Here is a 14,931-nt window from a genome sequence, read left to right on the forward strand (position 1 = left end):
TTGTAGAGATGAGCGAACAAACCATTCTGAACATCGCCGGCGTCAACAAGCGTTTCGGCGGCCTTCAGGCGCTGACCGATGTGGGCATCAAGATCACCAAGGGCCAGATCTATGGCTTGATCGGCCCGAACGGCGCAGGCAAGACCACCTTCTTCAATGTGATTACCGGCCTGTATCAGCCGGACACCGGCACCTTTGAGCTGGCCGGCAAACCTTACTCGCCGTCCGCGCCGCACGCGGTGGCGAAGGCCGGCATCGCGCGTACCTTCCAGAACATCCGCCTGTTCGGCGAAATGACGGCGCTGGAAAACGTGATGGTGGGCCGCCATGTGCGCTCGCACCAGGGCGTGTTCGGCGCTGTGTTCCGCCACAAGGCCGCGCGTGAAGAGGAGGCGGGCATCCAGCGCCGCGCGCAGGAGCTGCTGGACTTCGTCGGCATCGGCCAGTTTGCGTCGCGTACGTCGAAGTACCTCTCCTATGGCGACCAGCGCCGCCTGGAAATCGCGCGCGCACTGGCAACCGATCCGCAACTGCTGGCGCTGGACGAACCAGCGGCGGGCATGAACGCCACCGAGAAGCTGGCCCTGCGCGAGCTGCTGGTGAAGATCAAGGCTGCCGGTATTACCGTGCTGCTGATCGAACACGACGTGAAGCTGATGATGGGCCTGTGCGACCGCATCAGCGTGCTGGAATACGGCAAGCTGATTGCCGAAGGGCTGCCGGCTGAAATTCAAAGCAATCAGGCCGTGATCGAGGCTTATCTGGGAGGTGCGCACTGATGGGTGCCAATGTTCTGAAAATCTCGGGCCTGAAGGTGGCCTACGGCGGCATCAAGGCGGTCAAGGGCATCGACCTGGAAGTGAATGAAGGCGAACTGGTAACACTGATCGGCGCCAACGGCGCGGGCAAGACCACCACGCTGAAGGCAATCACCGGCACGCTGCCGGCCTGCAAGGTCGAAGGCACCATTTCCTACATGGGCAATTCGCTCAAAGGCTCGCAGTCCTTCCACCTGGTCGAAAAGAAGCTGGCCATGGTGCCGGAAGGCCGCGGCGTGTTCACGCGCATGACCATCACCGAGAATCTGATGATGGGCGCTTACACGCGTGACGACAAGGCGGGCATCCAGGCGGACATCGAGAAATGGTTCACGGTATTCCCGCGCCTGAAGGAACGCGCGGCGCAGCTGGCCGGTACGCTGTCCGGTGGCGAGCAGCAGATGCTGGCCATGGCACGTGCGCTGATGTGCCATCCGCATTTGCTGCTGCTGGATGAGCCTTCGATGGGCCTGTCGCCGATCATGGTGGAAAAGATCTTTGAAGTGATCCGCGATGTGCACAAGCAGGGCATCACCGTCCTGCTGGTCGAGCAGAACGCCAAGCTGGCACTGCAGGCCGCCGACCGTGGCTACGTGATGGACTCCGGCGCCATCACCATGACCGGCAATGCGGACGATATGCTGCATGATCCGCGCGTGAAAGCCGCTTACCTGGGCGAGTAATGGATCACACCGGCGCGCTGATTGCGATTGCGCGCCGGACCGCATGGTTCATGGATTATCTGCGCGCGGCACGCGAGCTGCGCTTGCAGTCGTGGTGCGTGGGCGCGGGTGCTGTGCGCACGCTGGTCTGGGATGCGCTGCATGGCGTGCAGAACGCTGATGCGCTGCCGGACATCGATCTCGCTTATTTTGATGCATTCGACCTGCGTCCGGAACGGGACGCAGAGCTGGCACGCGCGCTCGGCCCGCGCTGGGAAGCCGTCAACCAGGCGGCCGTGCACCGCTGGTATCCGGCCGGCGCCGAGTCTGGACTCGTGGCCGTTGCGCCGCTGGCATCGCTGACAGAAGCCATCGCCACCTGGCCGGAGTACGCAACTTGCGTCGGCATCTGGCTGGATTGGAACGATACGCTGCATGTGATTGCGCCGCATGGGCTGGACGACCTGTTCGGCATGGTCATCCGCCACAATCCGGCGCGTGCGACGGCGGAAATGTACCGCGCCCGCGTAGCGCAAAAGCGTTACGCCGAGCGCTGGCTCAAAGTACAAATCATGACGACATGAGCTCAGCGAAGCGCGCGATATCGACGTTGCCGCCGCTGATCAACACGCCCACGCGCTTGCCGCGCAACTGATCCTTCATTGCGCGGGCTGCGGCGAAACCGAGGCAGCCGGTCGGCTCCACAATCATCTTCATGCGCGACGCGAAGAAGCGCATGGCCTCTACCAGTTCCGCATCGCTCGCGGTCAGCACGTCATTCACATCGCTGCGGATGATGGGGAAGGTGTAATTGCCGAGGTGCTGAGTCTGCGCACCGTCAGCGATGGTCTTGGGCGTATCGATATGCACGATCGAGCCGCTGCGGAACGATTGCTGGCCATCGTTGCCCGCTTCAGGTTCCACGCCGAACACCTTGCAGTTCGGCGACAGCGCGCGGATTGYCAGTGCTGAACCCGACAGCAGTCCGCCACCGCCCAGCGGTGCGAAGAAGTAATCCAGCTGGCCCGCTTCCTCGATCAATTCCTTCGCCGCCGTGCCCTGGCCCGCGATGACATCAGGATGGTCATAAGGCGGGATCAGTGTCAGGCCATTCTTCTGTGCCAGATCACGGCCGATCTGCTCGCGGTCTTCCTTGTAGCGGTCATAGATCACGACATTGCCGCCGTAGCCCCTGGTCGCAGCAATCTTCGCGGCTGGTGCATCATGCGGCATGATGATCGTCGCCGGAATGCCCATCAGCTTCGCGGACAGCGCAATCGCCTGCGCGTGATTACCGGACGAGAAAGCCACCACGCCGGCCTTTTTCTGTTCCGGCGTGAACTTCGACAGCGCATTGAAAGCACCGCGGAATTTGAATGCGCCCATGCGCTGCAGGTTCTCTGCCTTGAAGAAAATCTCGGCGCCCAGTTCCTCATTGGCGGTGCGCGAGGTCAGCACCGGCGTGCGGTGCGCGTGTCCTTCGATGCGGCCTGCTGCGGCCACCACATCTGCATAAGTTGGTTCAATCATTGCGTTCTCCTTTTACCAGGGCCAGGCGATGCTGCTGCCGATACCTTCAGCCTGCGCGCGCTGCATCATCATGCGCGCCACGGTGAGGTCCTGCAGGGCAAGGCCCGTCATATCGAAAATAGTGATGTCGTCTGCGGCGCGCTCGCGGCCGCCGCAGTCGATCAGCGTACCARGTTCTCCGGCTTTCTGCTGCGGCGCCCATTGCAGCTCGCCGATGCGGCGCGCTTGCGGCAGGTCGTCGGTCCAGACGTGAGCGCGCGCCAGCACGCCGTCCGGCAGCTCGCGTTTGCCTTGCGTGTCGGCGCCGACGCAGTTGACGTGGCAGCCGGCTTGCAGGTCGCGCGCATCGAACACCGGGCCGCGGCCGGGCGTGGCAGTGATGACGATGTCTGCCTGCGCGACAGCGTCGCGGCCTGCGGCAGCGATATCGCAGCGGCCGGCAAAGCGCGCTTCAAACGCGGGCTCGACGCGGCCGTCCGACGCGACGTAGCGCACCGTGCGCAGTGAGGRCAGGGCGCGCAGTGCGTAGTCCACATGCGCGGCGGCCTGGATGCCGGTGCCGAACACCACGAGCCGCGTGCTGTCCCGTCGCGCCAGTGCCAGCAGCCCAAGCGCGCCTGCTGCCGCAGTGCGCGCGGTGGTGATGGCATTGCCGTCGATGAGGCATTGCGGGCGTCCCGTTGCGGGATCGACGATCATGATGGTGGCTTGATGCGCTTCCGCACCGAGGCTGCGGTTGGCGGGCCAGAAGCCGGCGGTCTTGAAGCCGAGCAGCGCTTGCTCCGGCACGTCGCCCGCCTTGATGCCCCACACGCCGCCGCTGGGCAGTGCTTCCCGGATCATGGGGAAGACGCGTCCGGCACGCGCGGCATGCAGCATGAAGGATTCACGCACTGCATCCATCACCGCATCAGGCGTCAGCAGGGCGGCGGCCTGATCGCGGTCGATCAGTAGAAGACGTGCATCACTTGGCATAGTTGTAGACCGTGGCGCGCGAAACGCCGAGATGGGAGGCGATGGTTTCCATGGACCGGCGCATGTCCAGCAAGCCTGCCTCCTGTAATTCGCGGATCAGCACACGGCGCTCGTCGGCTTTCAGCGCGCGTGGTGTTGTGGCGTGGCGCGCGGCGAATTGTTCGATGTGGGCGCGGATCGCATCCGCACCGGCCGGCGGCGCCAGCGATTCATGCGGCGCGGCGGCGGCATCCACATTGCCGAACTGGCCGAGCAGGGCATGCAGGCTGCGGAACAGGGTCAGGTCCACATTCAGGCACAGTGCGGCGATGTACTGCTGATGCGCATCTTTGATGCCGATCGATGTGCTCTTGGCCGGACGGCCATCGGGAAACTGGTTCGGGTAATTCGCCAGTACCTGCGCGAAGTCCGGATCGTCAATGCGCGCCAATCCCAGCTCTGTCGCCGGATCGCCAACCTGGCGCCCGGACAGATTGTTATGGATGGCCAGAATCGCATGCTCGGGGTCGAGCAGATCATGCAGCACCACTTCCGTGAAGGGCGCCAGAGTGCGGCCCAGCCCTTCAGCCACTTGGCTCATCTGGTCCAGCAGGTGTTGTTGGTCGGGTGTACGCATTTATACAGATTATCTCGATTTGGATGATTTGTAAACTTAGCCTTTCAAGTTCCCCCAGCTTTGATGCCGCGTTATTAATCATGGGGGAAATGCAATGACTTCGATCAAACCTGTCGTCACGGAAGCGGTGGTCAGTGCCAGCAGCATGAAAAAGCTATCGACCACAGCCGCTGCGGCTGAGAGCGAACTGGCGCGCTACGTCAAGATGACGCCCGCCCAGCGCCTGCGCGAAGACCTGCTGAAAAAGCTCGGCCTGACTGAAGACAATCTGGCCAAGTTGGAACCAAAAGAACGCGCCGGCGTCGAACAGAAAATCACGGAACTGATGCAGGAGCAGTTGCAAAAAACGCCGGAAGCGCAGAAGAAGGGCGCCATTGTCGATACGAGCGCATGAAGGAATTTGGCCAACGTGACAATTAGCGCTTTTCTTTTGACATCCGTTTGCTAACTTAGCTGAACGCGGTTGAAATCCTTGCGAAAAATCAATTCATAGGCCCTTTTTCTGTGCTGGAGAGAGGGCCTTTTTTGCTGTCTTTCTTCGAACACTTTCCTGGAAAAAGGAGGCGGGCTATGGACAGATTCGTTTGGCGCAGCAACCCCAATTCGCTCAGCGTGCGCGATCTATTGGAAGCGCGTGACCACTACCACCTGCACTTCGCCAATCTTCCTACCGTGATTGGCACCGCGATCGGGCGTTACCGTATCCGGCGGGACGACAAGAATTTTGCAAGCGAGGATGCCGAGCGTGGTGGTGCGGACCTGGGGGAGCGCACGCTCGCCAATAGCGATTTCCGCGATTGGTCCCTGCCATGCGTACTGGTATTTGTGAAGGAATGGCTGAGCAGGGAGTTCACCGCACAGCATCCGGAGCTGGCGGTGCCGCCGCTCCTGTATTTGCCGGACGGACGAAAAGTCTTCACCTGTCCCATCCTGGTTGAAAAACGGGAGCACRACCTGCCTTCGGCCGATACGGCGGTCTATGGCGCGAACAAATTTGGCCCCAACTTTCAAGTCTATGTCAGCGACCAGGGCACGTCGCGCATGGGCGTTGCTTCCGCGATTGTGGAAGACGGCGCCTGCGCATACGCACTCATCAGCCGCCACCTGAGTAGCGGGGCGGATGTGGGAACGCCGGTCACTGCGTTGCCGCGTGCCCAGCGCGCCCTCATTGGCCGGGTGACGGCGCGTGCGGTTGATGGCTTGCCTCTTCAGGACATTTATCCGGGGTTCGCTGGACAAGGCGCGCAGCTGACGCTGGATGCCGCCCTGGTCAAGCTCGACAACGTTCCCGCGTGCACTCCGCAATATCTGGGTATCGGCACCATGGGACAGCCCATCGACCTCAGCGCCGAGACGCTCAGTCTGGATCTGATTGGGTGCCCCGTATTCACCGAATTGCCGGGCGGCGTGCGCGTGGAGGGCAGTGTGCACGCGATGTTCTACCGGCATACGACGATCGGCGGGGCAGACTCGCTTGCCGAACTGGTGATCGGCCCGCGCAATGCGCAATCCATGGTGGAGACGCGGCCAGGAGACTCAGGGGCGGTCTGGTTCTGGGATGAGGTGGCGGACCAGCACAGCAACCGAGGAAGCGGCGAAGCGAAAGGTCCGACGGACAGTGGCGGCGCGCCAGCCGTCAGCGAGAACAGGAATCAACATCCTCAACGGCCACTATGTGTGCAGTGGGGCGGACATGGGTTCAACTCAGGGCAGGCAAGTCCGGCGCTGGAGTTTGCGCTGGGCACCAGCCTCAGCGCGATCTGCAAGGCACTTCGGGTCGAGGTCGTGGAGGATTGGGAGAGTGGACAGAGCCGCTACTGGGGCAAGGTAGGCCACTACAACATTGGTTATGCCGCCTGCCTGGCGCTTCAGTCCGAGAAGGCTCAGGCCTTTTTCGAAGCCAACGCAAAGGCGATTGGCGTGACCGACGCGGACATCGTTGCAGGAAAGTTGCCGAGTGCCTCGCATAAGGACAAGTTCATCGCGCTGGCGGATGTGCCCGATCTGGTCTGGCGCAGCACGCGCGGTAAGGACAAGGCCAACCACTTTGCCGATATGGACGAGAAAGGGCAGGGGAAATTCGCAGGAAAGACCTTGATGGAACTTTGGAACAGCGACAAGAAATCCCGTTCGCCGGAAGTCTGGACCGCGTTCTACAGCAGCATCGATCCCAATCGGAAACCGGAGCATCGGGGCGCGTTGCCATTCAGGGTTGCGCAGCTGTTCGACGTCATGGTGGCGGCGGTGCGGGCAAAACATCTGGATGAGTTCCTGTGTGCGGCAGGCGTGCTGGCCCATTATCTGGGTGACGCTTGCCAGCCGCTGCATGTGTCCTATCTGCACCATGGCCAGCCGGACGACCCAGGAGATGACAAAGTGCACTCGGTGTATGAGGACGATATGCTGGACCAGGCTGCCGAAGAAGTCGTGGCTGGGGTCAAGGATGGCGTCGACAAAGCCAAAGTACACAAGATGCATCTGTTCGACACCGGCGCCGAAGCAGCAGATACCTCCGTGAAGCTCATGCAGCGTACCGTCAAAACGCTGCCGCCCGCTGAAGTGCTGGACGTTTATGAAYGGGTACGCGGAAGCGGCCAGGCCGCAGCTATGTGGGAGGAGCTCGGTAGCCGCACCATTAAGTGCATGGTGGACGGCGCCTTCACTCTGGCGACGGTCTGGCAATCAGCCTGGGTTGCTRGCGGTGGCGACGAGAGCGGGCATTTCAGTCTGGAAACCTGCCGCAAGCCAGTCGACACGGGGAGCTTGAAGAAACTCTACGACGAAAAAACTTTTGCCGAATCGCGGTGGCTGCATGAAATGAGGCCACTTGACTGACTCCCGGCAACTGCTTCCGTGCAAAAAGAAGCCCCGGTCGAAACCGGGGCCGGGGAAGGACATCCGCTGGAGAGGAAACCACGGATGCCGAGGAGACCTTTGTACAGCGATGCTTCTATTGCCGGCTGCTGGCAGCCGGCGAGGAGGTGATTACTTCTTGGCAGCGGTGCCGGCAGCCGAAGCGAACTGGTTCACAGCGGCGTTCACGTTGGCTTCCAGCGTTTCAGCAGCAGCCTTGGCGCTCTTGGTGAACTGCTCGTAGCCAGCGTTGGCGTTGTTCAGTGCGGACTTGAAGATCGCAACTGCGTTCTCGGTGCCGGCTGGGGCGTTCTTGCTCACTTCGTCAACCAGCGAGATCACTTTACGGTTGGTTTCAGCGATCTGGGCTTCAGCGGCCTTGCTGAACTCAGCGGTGGCGCCGGAAGCGATCGATGCCAGGTGACGGCCGTAAGCGATGGCTTTTTCAGCGGTCGGCTGAGCCTGAGCAGCGCTCAGGGTGAAGAATTCTTGAGGATCTTTCGCCGACAGCAGTTGCTTGGCAGCAGCGGAAGACTCTTCCAGCGAGGCCTTGGCGGCGGTCAGGTTCAGGTCCACGACCTTTTCCACGCCTTCGAAAGCTTTGTTGGTCAGCGAGGAAAACAGCGCGAACTGGCTTTCCAGGTTGGCCTTGGTCGCATTGGAAAATTGCTCAGGAATCGAAAACATGTGGCTCTCCAGTTTAAGAAATAGTCGTTGAAATAGATGCTGCTTTTGGGACTTCACAACATATTGTGCAACGCAACAAAGTCAATTATCCGGGTCTGGAAAACAAAGTCAAGTATTTTTTGTGCGTTGCACAAAGGTATCGACGGCCTTTAGGTAAAGGCTTTCTGCTCAGAAATGGATGTTTAATTGCTGCCTCATGGGCGCTCAGCAGGCTCGACCGCAAAGTGCTAGACTCTTTCACCCATGTAATTTCCGGTCCCCCATGTCCCGCGCTGCAACCTTCCTGTCGCCCGTGCCGCTATTTTTCGTCTTCTTGTGGAGTACGGGCTTCATCGTGGCCAAATTCGGCCTGCCGTTTGCGCCGCCGCTGACTTTTCTGCTGCTGCGTTTTGCCGGCGTGCTGGTGCTGTTGGCGCCAACCGTGCTGCTGCTGAGGGCGCCGTGGCCGGATAAACCGGGCCATGTGGCGGTTGCCGGCATGCTGTTGCAGGCGGGTTACCTGAGCGGTGTGTGGTGCGCTATCAAACTCGGGATGCCGGCCGGATTGTCGGCGCTGATCGTGGGCATGCAGCCCATCATTACCGCTTTCGCTGCGCCGCTGATCGGCGAGAAAGTGCGTCCGCGCCAATGGCTGGGACTGGCATTTGGCCTGGCCGGCGTGGCGCTGGTGGTCTATGCCAAAATCACCCTGGTCGGTCTGACCTGGCAGGCGATTGCCCTGTCCGTGTTTGCGCTGATTAGCATCACTGTCGGGACGTTGTATCAAAAACACTATTGCCCCAGCTTCGACCTGCGCACCGGCACGGTGATCCAGTTCGGCGCTTCCTTGCTACTGGTGCTGCCGTTTGCTTTCCTGCTGGAAGACGTGCATTCGGTACTGTGGACGCCGAGCTTCGTCGTTGCGCTGGCATGGTCGGTGCTGGCGCTGTCAATCGGCGCCATCTTCCTGCTGTTCACGCTGATCCGCCGGGGTAATGCGACCCAGGTCACCAGCTTGCTGTATCTGACGCCGCCGACCACCGCCATCATGGCCTGGCTGGTCTTCGGCGAGGCCTTGAACTGGATGGGCATTGCCGGTATGGTGCTGGCCGTTGTTGGAGTAGTATTTGTTGTCAAGAACCCAAAGTGAGCACTGAATGATTTCGACTTCCGACCAGCAAGCCGTTGATGCCGCCATTACTTCCCGCCGATCGATTCGCGCTTTCCTGCCGAAGCCGGTTGCGCGCGAGGATATCGAAGCCATCCTGCAGGTGGCAGCCCGCGCGCCGTCCGGCACCAATACCCAGCCGTGGAAAGTCTATGTGCTGACGGGCGAAAAGCGCGAGGGGCTGTCGTCCCGCATCTTGGCCGCCTACGCCGATCCGGCACAGAACAAGGAGCACACCGAAGAATACGCCTACTATCCGCGCGAGTGGGTGGCGCCTTATATTGACCGCCGCCGCAAAGTGGGTTGGGATCTGTATGCGCTGCTGGGACTGACGCGCGAGAACAAGGCGGGCATGGCGGCACAGCACAGCCGCAACTACACCTTCTTCGATGCGCCGGTCGGCTTCATTTTTACCATTGACCGCATCATGGAGCAGGGCTCCTGGCTGGACTATGGCATGTTCCTGCAGAACATCATGGTGGCGGCGCGCGGGCGCGGACTGGATACCTGTCCGCAAGCGGCCTTCACACAATTCCATCGGATCATTGCGGACGAGCTGGATCTGCCGGAAAATGAAACTGTGGTGTGCGGTATGTCGCTGGGTTATGCCGATCGTGACAAGATTGAAAACAGCCTGGTGACCGAACGTGAACCCGTTGCCAAATTTGTTAAATTTGTGGAGTGAGCAATCTTCCGTTGCAGTGCTGCCTCATTGTGTGAATTGTGTATTATCACTAGTGAGAGCAGCGTTTGATTTCGCTTGCGTCGCGACGTCGTTTTGCTACACTGCAACAGTAATGGTTCAGTTTCGCATCCGGGGATATTCGCAATGAACAAACTTGCAATCAGCGCTCTCATTTCTTTGCTCTGCACGACCGTGATGGTTGATCCGGCCAGCGCAGCGGTCAAGAAGGCCGGCGTGCGCCGTGCGGCGCCCGTGTCGGCCGAGCGCACGGTCAAGCGCGTCATCTATGTGAATGGCAAACGCAAAGTCGTCTATCAGAAGGTGACGAGTGTTAGCGATACCGGTGGCCGCCCAACGATGGGTGACCTGGCGGGCCTCAACCTGGTGCGCGATCCCCTGGACCTGAAATCGAACGTGGCCCTGATCATGGATCAGGCCAATGACGAAGTGCTGTTCGAAAAGAACGCCGGTGTGGCGCTGCCAATGGCGTCCATCACCAAGATGATGACCGCACTGGTGGTCGTGGAAGCCAATCAGGATATGGATGAAGTCCTGACCGTGACCGACGACGACGTGGATCGCGAAAAATTCAGCAGCTCGCGCCTGCGCGTGGGCGACCGTCTGACTCGCCGCAATATGCTGCACATCGCGCTGATGAGCTCCGAGAACCGCGCCGCTTCCGCGCTGGGCCGCAGTTATCCGGGCGGCTTGCCGGCTTTCGTGCAGGCGATGAATGCCAAGGCGCAGGTGCTCGGCATGAATGACACGCATTATGTGGATTCGAACGGCTTGTCCAAGCTGAACGTGGCCAGTGCGCGCGATCTGGCCAAGCTGGTGCAGGCGGCTTACGAACATCCGATCCTGCGCGAGTTCTCGACCGATCCGAAAGCGGTCGTGGAGAACAATGGCCGTCCGATGCAGTTCGGTACGACCAACCGCCTGGTGGCGCCGAATTCCGGCTGGGAGATTGGTCTGCAGAAGACCGGCTTCATCAACGAGGCTGGCCGCTGCATGATCATGCAGGCTGTGGTGGAAGGGCGCGCCGTGATTATGGTGCTGCTCGACGCCAAGGGTTCGGCAGCGCGCGTGGCGGATGCGACCCGCATGAAGAAATGGCTGGCTGCATTGAAGCCGACTTTCCCCGGTACCCTCAGCGGCAGCAGCAATGCTTCGCCGTATTCGGCGTCCGGTATGTAATCAGGCACGGCGGATCAATGATCCGCCCTACGGCGCCAGCAACGATATCTGATGTAAAATGTTGCGTAGGGCGGGTCATTGACCCGCCGCTGCGCGATCAATCCGCGGCGCTGGCGGTATAACCGAGCGTCGCCGAAATCTGGTTGGCGGTGTTGACCAGATCCTCCAGCCACTCTTCCTGCAAGCGATCCGCCGGCGCCGAAATGGACAGGCCCGCTACCAGCTTGCCCGAATCATCGCGAATGCCTGCGGCCATGCAGCGCACGCCCAGTTCCAGTTCCTCGTTGTCACGCGCATAACCGCGTGCACGCACCAGGCTCAGTTCGCGCTCCAGCAGCGTGAGATCGGTGATGGAATTCTTGTTATGGCCCGCCAGCCCGGTACGGGTAGCGTAGGCGCGGATCGCCTTCGGATCATCCACCGAAAGGAACAGCTTGCCGGTTGAGGTCAGGTGCAGCGGACCACGTCCGCCAATCGCGCGCACCACCTGCATGCCGGAGCGCTCCGAAAAGGCGCGATCGATATAGACAATTTCGTCGCCCTGGCGCACGGACAGGTTGATGGTCTGCTGGGTCTTCTTGTGCAGCGAGCGCATGAAGTCCAGCGCCGCTTCGCGTACGGACAAGCGGCTCTTCACCACATTGCCCAGTTCCAGCAGGCGCATGCCGAGGCGGTAAGTGCCCGGCTCGATGCGGTCCACAAAGCGGGTCAGCACGAGGTCGTTCAAAATGCGGTGAGCGGTGGAAGGGTGCAGGCCTGAGACTTTCGACAGTTCCTTCAGGCTGACCGGATCAGGATACTTCGCAAGAGCGTCCAGCAGGCTCACCATGCGCTCGATCACCTGAATGGTTGTCTTTTGCTCGGGGGCGGGGACAGATTCGATTTTCATGATGTGGTTGGTGCAGTGCGGTATGGCTAACGTATTTATACCATGATGTGAAAAAAATGGGAAATCTGTGTCGTGTGTGGGGCTATAATGTTGCGTTAATTCTTTCCTGCTAGATATCGAATGGAACAGCCAGTCAGCGAATTCAAGAGCAAGAGCGGCCTCAAGCGTGTACTGTCCGCCTTTTTCTACTCGGTCGATGGCTTCAAATCGGCCTGGCGCAACGAGCACGCCTTCCGGCAGGAGATGACGCTGTTCACGCCTGCTGCTGTGGTCGCCATGCTGCTGCCCATCTCGGCCTTTCAGAAGCTGGCGCTGATTGGCGTGCTGGTCCTGGTGCTGATCGTTGAACTTATCAACTCCGCAATCGAGGCTGTGGTTGACCGCGTTTCGCTGGAACGTCACCCGCTTTCCAAAAATGCAAAGGATTTTGGCAGTGCAGCAGTGCTGCTGAGCTGTTTGCTGGCCGGCGCGACCTGGGCTGTGGTGCTGTTCAACCGCTTCTACTGAGTCGCATATAACATCGTGGTATATAAAACTGCGAAAGTATTCGTTCGAAATCTAATGAGAGAAGGTTAATCTGGCGTCTCCAAACCAAAGGGGAACCAGATGCTGACCAAGAAACTCATCGCCGCCGCGCTTTTCGCCACCGCTGCCGTCGCGCACGCGGCCGACATCACTCTGCTCAACGTCTCGTATGACCCGACCCGCGAGCTCTATCAGGACGTGAACGCCGCTTTCGCCAAGGACTGGAAAGCCAAGACCGGCGACAACGTCAAAATCAAGCAATCCCACGGCGGTTCCGGCAAGCAGGCGCGTGCCGTGATCGATGGCCTGGAAGCCGACGTCGTTACGCTGGCGCTGGCCTACGACATCGACGCGATCGCCGACAAAGGCTTGCTGAGCAAGGACTGGCAAAAGCAGCGCGGCCYGAATTCCGCGCCGTACAGCTCGACCATCGTATTCCTGGTCCGCAAGGGCAATCCGAAGGGCATTCATGACTGGGGCGATCTGGTCAAGCCGGGCGTGGCTGTCATTACCCCGAACCCCAAGACTTCCGGCGGCGCGCGCTGGAATCACTTGGCTGCCTATGGCTACGCCCTGCGCCAGCCGGGAGGCAGCGACGCTTCTGCCCGCGAATACCTGAAAAAGCTCTACAAGAACGTGCCGGTGCTGGACTCCGGCGCGCGCGGCGCGACCACGACCTTCGTTGAGCGCGGCATCGGCGACGTGCTGATCGCCTGGGAAAACGAAGCGCTGCTGGCGATCAAGGAACTGGGTCCGGACAAGGTTGAGATCGTGGCGCCATCCGTGTCGATCGTGGCCGAGCCGCCGGTTGCCGTGGTCGACAAGGTGGTGGATAAGCACGGCACCCGCAAGGTGGCCGAGGCTTACCTGAACTTCCTGTACACCGACCAGGCGCAGGAACTGATCGCCAAGAACTACTACCGTCCCGGCGTGGAAAAGGAAGCGAAGAAATACGCCTCCCAATTCCCGAACGTGAAGCTGTTCAAGCTGGCTGATGTGGCGGGCGACTGGACCAAGGCCCAGAAGACGCACTTCGCGGACGGCGGCGTGTTCGACCAGATCTATCAGCCGGGCAGCAGCAAGCTCGCCGGCAAATAATCCACACAGGGGAGGGCGCCATGGCCGCACATCTGCTATCTCAATTCCGCGTACTCGTGGCGCCTGGCCTGCACAACAGCGGCCCGGAGCATTGGCAGACGCGCTGGCAGCGCCTGTATCCGTCCTTCGAGCGCGTCGAGCAGGACCGCTGGGACCAGCCGGTGCTGTCGCGCTGGTCGGCACGCCTGGATGAGGTGCTGGCGGAGGATACGCGTCCGACCCTGATCGTGGCACACAGTTTCGGCAGCCTCACCACGGCGCATAGCCTGTCGCACGACCTCTCCCCCTCCAATGTGGCGGGTGTGCTGCTGGTGGGGCCAGCCGATCCCGACAAGTTCGGCGTGGCCGAACTGCTGCCGCAAGATGAACTGCCGGTGCCGTCTATCATGGTCGCCAGCACCAACGACCCCTGGATGACGGTCGAAAAGGCTGCGCTGTGGGCGCGCCGCTGGGGTAGCGAATTCATCAACGCTGGTGCATTGGGCCATATCAATGCCGAGTCCGGCCTGGGCGACTGGATTTTCGGGCAACGGCTCTTGCACAAGCTGGCAGAACAAGCGCACAATGAGCGCTTGTTGTCTGTTTAACTACTTTGGAGAATTGTAATGACCTTACGCCTTGGCGATACTGCCCCGGATTTCGAACAGGATTCCACCATCGGCCGCATCAAGTTTCATGACTGGGCGGGCGACTCGTGGGTCGTGCTGTTTTCGCATCCGGCGGACTTCACGCCGGTCTGCACCACCGAACTGGGCCTGACTGCCAAGCTGAAGCCGGAATTCGACAAGCGCAATGTGAAAGCGATCGCCCTGTCCGTGGACCCGGCTGACGCGCACAAAGAGTGGATCAAGGATATCGAAGAAACCCAGGACACCGTGGTCGGTTTCCCGATCATCGCCGACGCTGACCGCAAAGTGGCCGAGCTGTACGACATGATCCACCCGAACCAGTCCGCCACTGCCACCGTGCGCTCGCTGTTCGTGATCGACCCGGCCAAGAAAGTGCGCCTGTCCATCACCTACCCGATGAGCACGGGCCGCAACTTCGACGAAGTGCTGCGCGTGATCGACGCTCTGCAGCTGACCGACAAACACACCGTCGCTACCCCAGGCAACTGGAAAGACGGCGACGACGTGATCATCCCGCTGACCGTGCAGGACCCGGAAATCCTGAAAGCCAAATACCCGAAAGGCTTCACGGCGCCGCGCCCATACCTGCGCATCACCCCGCAGCCGAACAAGTAATCAGG

The 14,931-nt window shown here is 60.6% G+C and carries 17 protein-coding genes; 12 read left to right on the top strand and 5 right to left on the bottom strand.

Annotated elements, in window-relative coordinates:
- The first annotated feature begins 8 nt into the window (after positions 1–8).
- Genes AB4Z11_RS02425 through AB4Z11_RS02435 form a run of 3 tightly spaced genes read left to right on the top strand, consistent with a single transcriptional unit; the run spans position 9 to position 2,064 of the window.
- Positions 9–779 (top strand): ABC transporter ATP-binding protein, encoded by a 771-nt coding sequence (locus tag AB4Z11_RS02425; protein ID WP_442022572.1) that lies wholly within the window; start codon positions 9–11, stop codon positions 777–779.
- Positions 779–1,501: an ABC transporter ATP-binding protein gene (locus AB4Z11_RS02430; RefSeq protein WP_442022574.1), complete on the top strand. Its 723-nt coding sequence runs from the start codon at positions 779–781 to the stop codon at positions 1,499–1,501. Before AB4Z11_RS02425 ends, AB4Z11_RS02430 begins: the two co-directional genes overlap by 1 nt.
- Entirely contained in the window at positions 1,501–2,064 is a 564-nt protein-coding gene (locus AB4Z11_RS02435) for a nucleotidyltransferase family protein (protein ID WP_442022576.1), read from the top strand. The genes AB4Z11_RS02430 and AB4Z11_RS02435 overlap by 1 nt, the downstream gene beginning before the upstream one ends.
- Here the strand turns inward: AB4Z11_RS02435 and AB4Z11_RS02440 are convergent.
- The 3 genes from AB4Z11_RS02440 to AB4Z11_RS02450 are packed head-to-tail and all read right to left on the bottom strand — an operon-like array spanning position 2,051 to position 4,601.
- Complete coding sequence (locus tag AB4Z11_RS02440) at positions 2,051–3,010, bottom strand: threo-3-hydroxy-L-aspartate ammonia-lyase (RefSeq protein WP_442022578.1); 960 nt, start codon at positions 3,008–3,010, stop codon at positions 2,051–2,053. The genes AB4Z11_RS02435 and AB4Z11_RS02440 overlap by 14 nt on opposite strands.
- Before the next feature lie 12 nt (positions 3,011–3,022).
- Positions 3,023–3,985, bottom strand: a complete 963-nt coding sequence (locus AB4Z11_RS02445; protein WP_442022580.1) for an ornithine cyclodeaminase family protein — start codon at positions 3,983–3,985, stop codon at positions 3,023–3,025.
- On the bottom strand, positions 3,975–4,601 hold the full coding sequence (locus tag AB4Z11_RS02450; protein ID WP_442022582.1) for a helix-turn-helix transcriptional regulator: 627 nt from the start codon (positions 4,599–4,601) through the stop codon (positions 3,975–3,977). The genes AB4Z11_RS02445 and AB4Z11_RS02450 overlap by 11 nt, the downstream gene beginning before the upstream one ends.
- Before the next feature lie 94 nt (positions 4,602–4,695).
- Between AB4Z11_RS02450 and AB4Z11_RS02455 the strand changes: the two genes are divergently transcribed.
- Entirely contained in the window at positions 4,696–4,995 is a 300-nt protein-coding gene (locus AB4Z11_RS02455) for a hypothetical protein (RefSeq protein ID WP_442022584.1), read from the top strand.
- Positions 4,996–5,171: 176 nt separating this feature from the next.
- Entirely contained in the window at positions 5,172–7,436 is a 2,265-nt protein-coding gene (locus tag AB4Z11_RS02460; protein ID WP_442022585.1) for a hypothetical protein, read from the top strand.
- A gap of 150 nt (positions 7,437–7,586) precedes the next feature.
- Here the strand turns inward: AB4Z11_RS02460 and phaP are convergent, their stop codons facing one another.
- Complete coding sequence (phaP, locus tag AB4Z11_RS02465) at positions 7,587–8,141, bottom strand: TIGR01841 family phasin (RefSeq protein WP_442022587.1); 555 nt, start codon at positions 8,139–8,141, stop codon at positions 7,587–7,589.
- Between the two features lie 262 nt (positions 8,142–8,403).
- On the opposite strand from phaP, the gene AB4Z11_RS02470 reads away from it, so the two are divergent.
- From AB4Z11_RS02470 to AB4Z11_RS02480, 3 genes are all read left to right on the top strand, one after another.
- Positions 8,404–9,270, top strand: a complete 867-nt coding sequence (locus AB4Z11_RS02470; RefSeq protein ID WP_442022589.1) for a DMT family transporter — start codon at positions 8,404–8,406, stop codon at positions 9,268–9,270.
- A 7-nt stretch (positions 9,271–9,277) separates the two neighbouring features.
- Positions 9,278–9,973: a nitroreductase gene (locus AB4Z11_RS02475; protein ID WP_442022591.1), complete on the top strand. Its 696-nt coding sequence runs from the start codon at positions 9,278–9,280 to the stop codon at positions 9,971–9,973.
- A gap of 144 nt (positions 9,974–10,117) precedes the next feature.
- Positions 10,118–11,170, top strand: coding sequence for a serine hydrolase (locus tag AB4Z11_RS02480; protein ID WP_442022593.1), 1,053 nt, complete (start codon positions 10,118–10,120; stop codon positions 11,168–11,170).
- 97 nt (positions 11,171–11,267) lie between these two features.
- Here the strand turns inward: AB4Z11_RS02480 and AB4Z11_RS02485 are convergent, their stop codons facing one another.
- Positions 11,268–12,059, bottom strand: a complete 792-nt coding sequence (locus tag AB4Z11_RS02485; RefSeq protein ID WP_442022595.1) for an IclR family transcriptional regulator — start codon at positions 12,057–12,059, stop codon at positions 11,268–11,270.
- 120 nt (positions 12,060–12,179) lie between these two features.
- Here AB4Z11_RS02485 and AB4Z11_RS02490 point away from each other — a divergent pair, with 120 nt between their 5' ends.
- The 4 genes from AB4Z11_RS02490 to AB4Z11_RS02505 all read left to right on the top strand — a co-directional run bounded on the left by AB4Z11_RS02490 (position 12,180) and on the right by AB4Z11_RS02505 (position 14,926).
- The gene (locus AB4Z11_RS02490) at positions 12,180–12,566 is read left to right on the top strand and encodes a diacylglycerol kinase (RefSeq protein WP_442022597.1); all 387 of its coding nucleotides are present in this window, start codon (positions 12,180–12,182) and stop codon (positions 12,564–12,566) included.
- Positions 12,567–12,665: 99 nt separating this feature from the next.
- Positions 12,666–13,682, top strand: coding sequence for a sulfate ABC transporter substrate-binding protein (locus AB4Z11_RS02495; protein ID WP_442022599.1), 1,017 nt, complete (start codon positions 12,666–12,668; stop codon positions 13,680–13,682).
- Positions 13,683–13,702: 20 nt separating this feature from the next.
- The gene (locus tag AB4Z11_RS02500; protein WP_442022601.1) at positions 13,703–14,269 is read left to right on the top strand and encodes an RBBP9/YdeN family alpha/beta hydrolase; all 567 of its coding nucleotides are present in this window, start codon (positions 13,703–13,705) and stop codon (positions 14,267–14,269) included.
- Between the two features lie 18 nt (positions 14,270–14,287).
- Positions 14,288–14,926: a peroxiredoxin gene (locus AB4Z11_RS02505; RefSeq protein ID WP_442022603.1), complete on the top strand. Its 639-nt coding sequence runs from the start codon at positions 14,288–14,290 to the stop codon at positions 14,924–14,926.
- Positions 14,927–14,931: the final 5 nt, after the last annotated feature.

Source organism: Pseudoduganella sp. RAF53_2 (genome assembly GCF_052113985.1).
In the GTDB taxonomy this organism is placed as follows: domain Bacteria; phylum Pseudomonadota; class Gammaproteobacteria; order Burkholderiales; family Burkholderiaceae_D; genus Rugamonas.

Bases quoted from the DNA above. Each gene is read 5' to 3' on its own strand.
- AB4Z11_RS02425 (WP_442022572.1), top strand. From the start codon at position 9: ATGAGCGAACAAACCATTCTGAACATCGCCGGCGTCAACAAGCGTTTC.
- AB4Z11_RS02430 (WP_442022574.1), top strand. From the start codon at position 779: ATGGGTGCCAATGTTCTGAAAATCTCGGGCCTGAAGGTGGCCTACGGC.
- AB4Z11_RS02435 (WP_442022576.1), top strand. From the start codon at position 1,501: ATGGATCACACCGGCGCGCTGATTGCGATTGCGCGCCGGACCGCATGG.
- AB4Z11_RS02450 (WP_442022582.1), bottom strand. From the start codon at position 4,601: ATGCGTACACCCGACCAACAACACCTGCTGGACCAGATGAGCCAAGTG.
- AB4Z11_RS02455 (WP_442022584.1), top strand. From the start codon at position 4,696: ATGACTTCGATCAAACCTGTCGTCACGGAAGCGGTGGTCAGTGCCAGC.
- phaP (WP_442022587.1), bottom strand. From the start codon at position 8,141: ATGTTTTCGATTCCTGAGCAATTTTCCAATGCGACCAAGGCCAACCTG.
- AB4Z11_RS02470 (WP_442022589.1), top strand. From the start codon at position 8,404: ATGTCCCGCGCTGCAACCTTCCTGTCGCCCGTGCCGCTATTTTTCGTC.
- AB4Z11_RS02475 (WP_442022591.1), top strand. From the start codon at position 9,278: ATGATTTCGACTTCCGACCAGCAAGCCGTTGATGCCGCCATTACTTCC.
- AB4Z11_RS02480 (WP_442022593.1), top strand. From the start codon at position 10,118: ATGAACAAACTTGCAATCAGCGCTCTCATTTCTTTGCTCTGCACGACC.
- AB4Z11_RS02485 (WP_442022595.1), bottom strand. From the start codon at position 12,059: ATGAAAATCGAATCTGTCCCCGCCCCCGAGCAAAAGACAACCATTCAG.
- AB4Z11_RS02490 (WP_442022597.1), top strand. From the start codon at position 12,180: ATGGAACAGCCAGTCAGCGAATTCAAGAGCAAGAGCGGCCTCAAGCGT.
- AB4Z11_RS02500 (WP_442022601.1), top strand. From the start codon at position 13,703: ATGGCCGCACATCTGCTATCTCAATTCCGCGTACTCGTGGCGCCTGGC.
- AB4Z11_RS02505 (WP_442022603.1), top strand. From the start codon at position 14,288: ATGACCTTACGCCTTGGCGATACTGCCCCGGATTTCGAACAGGATTCC.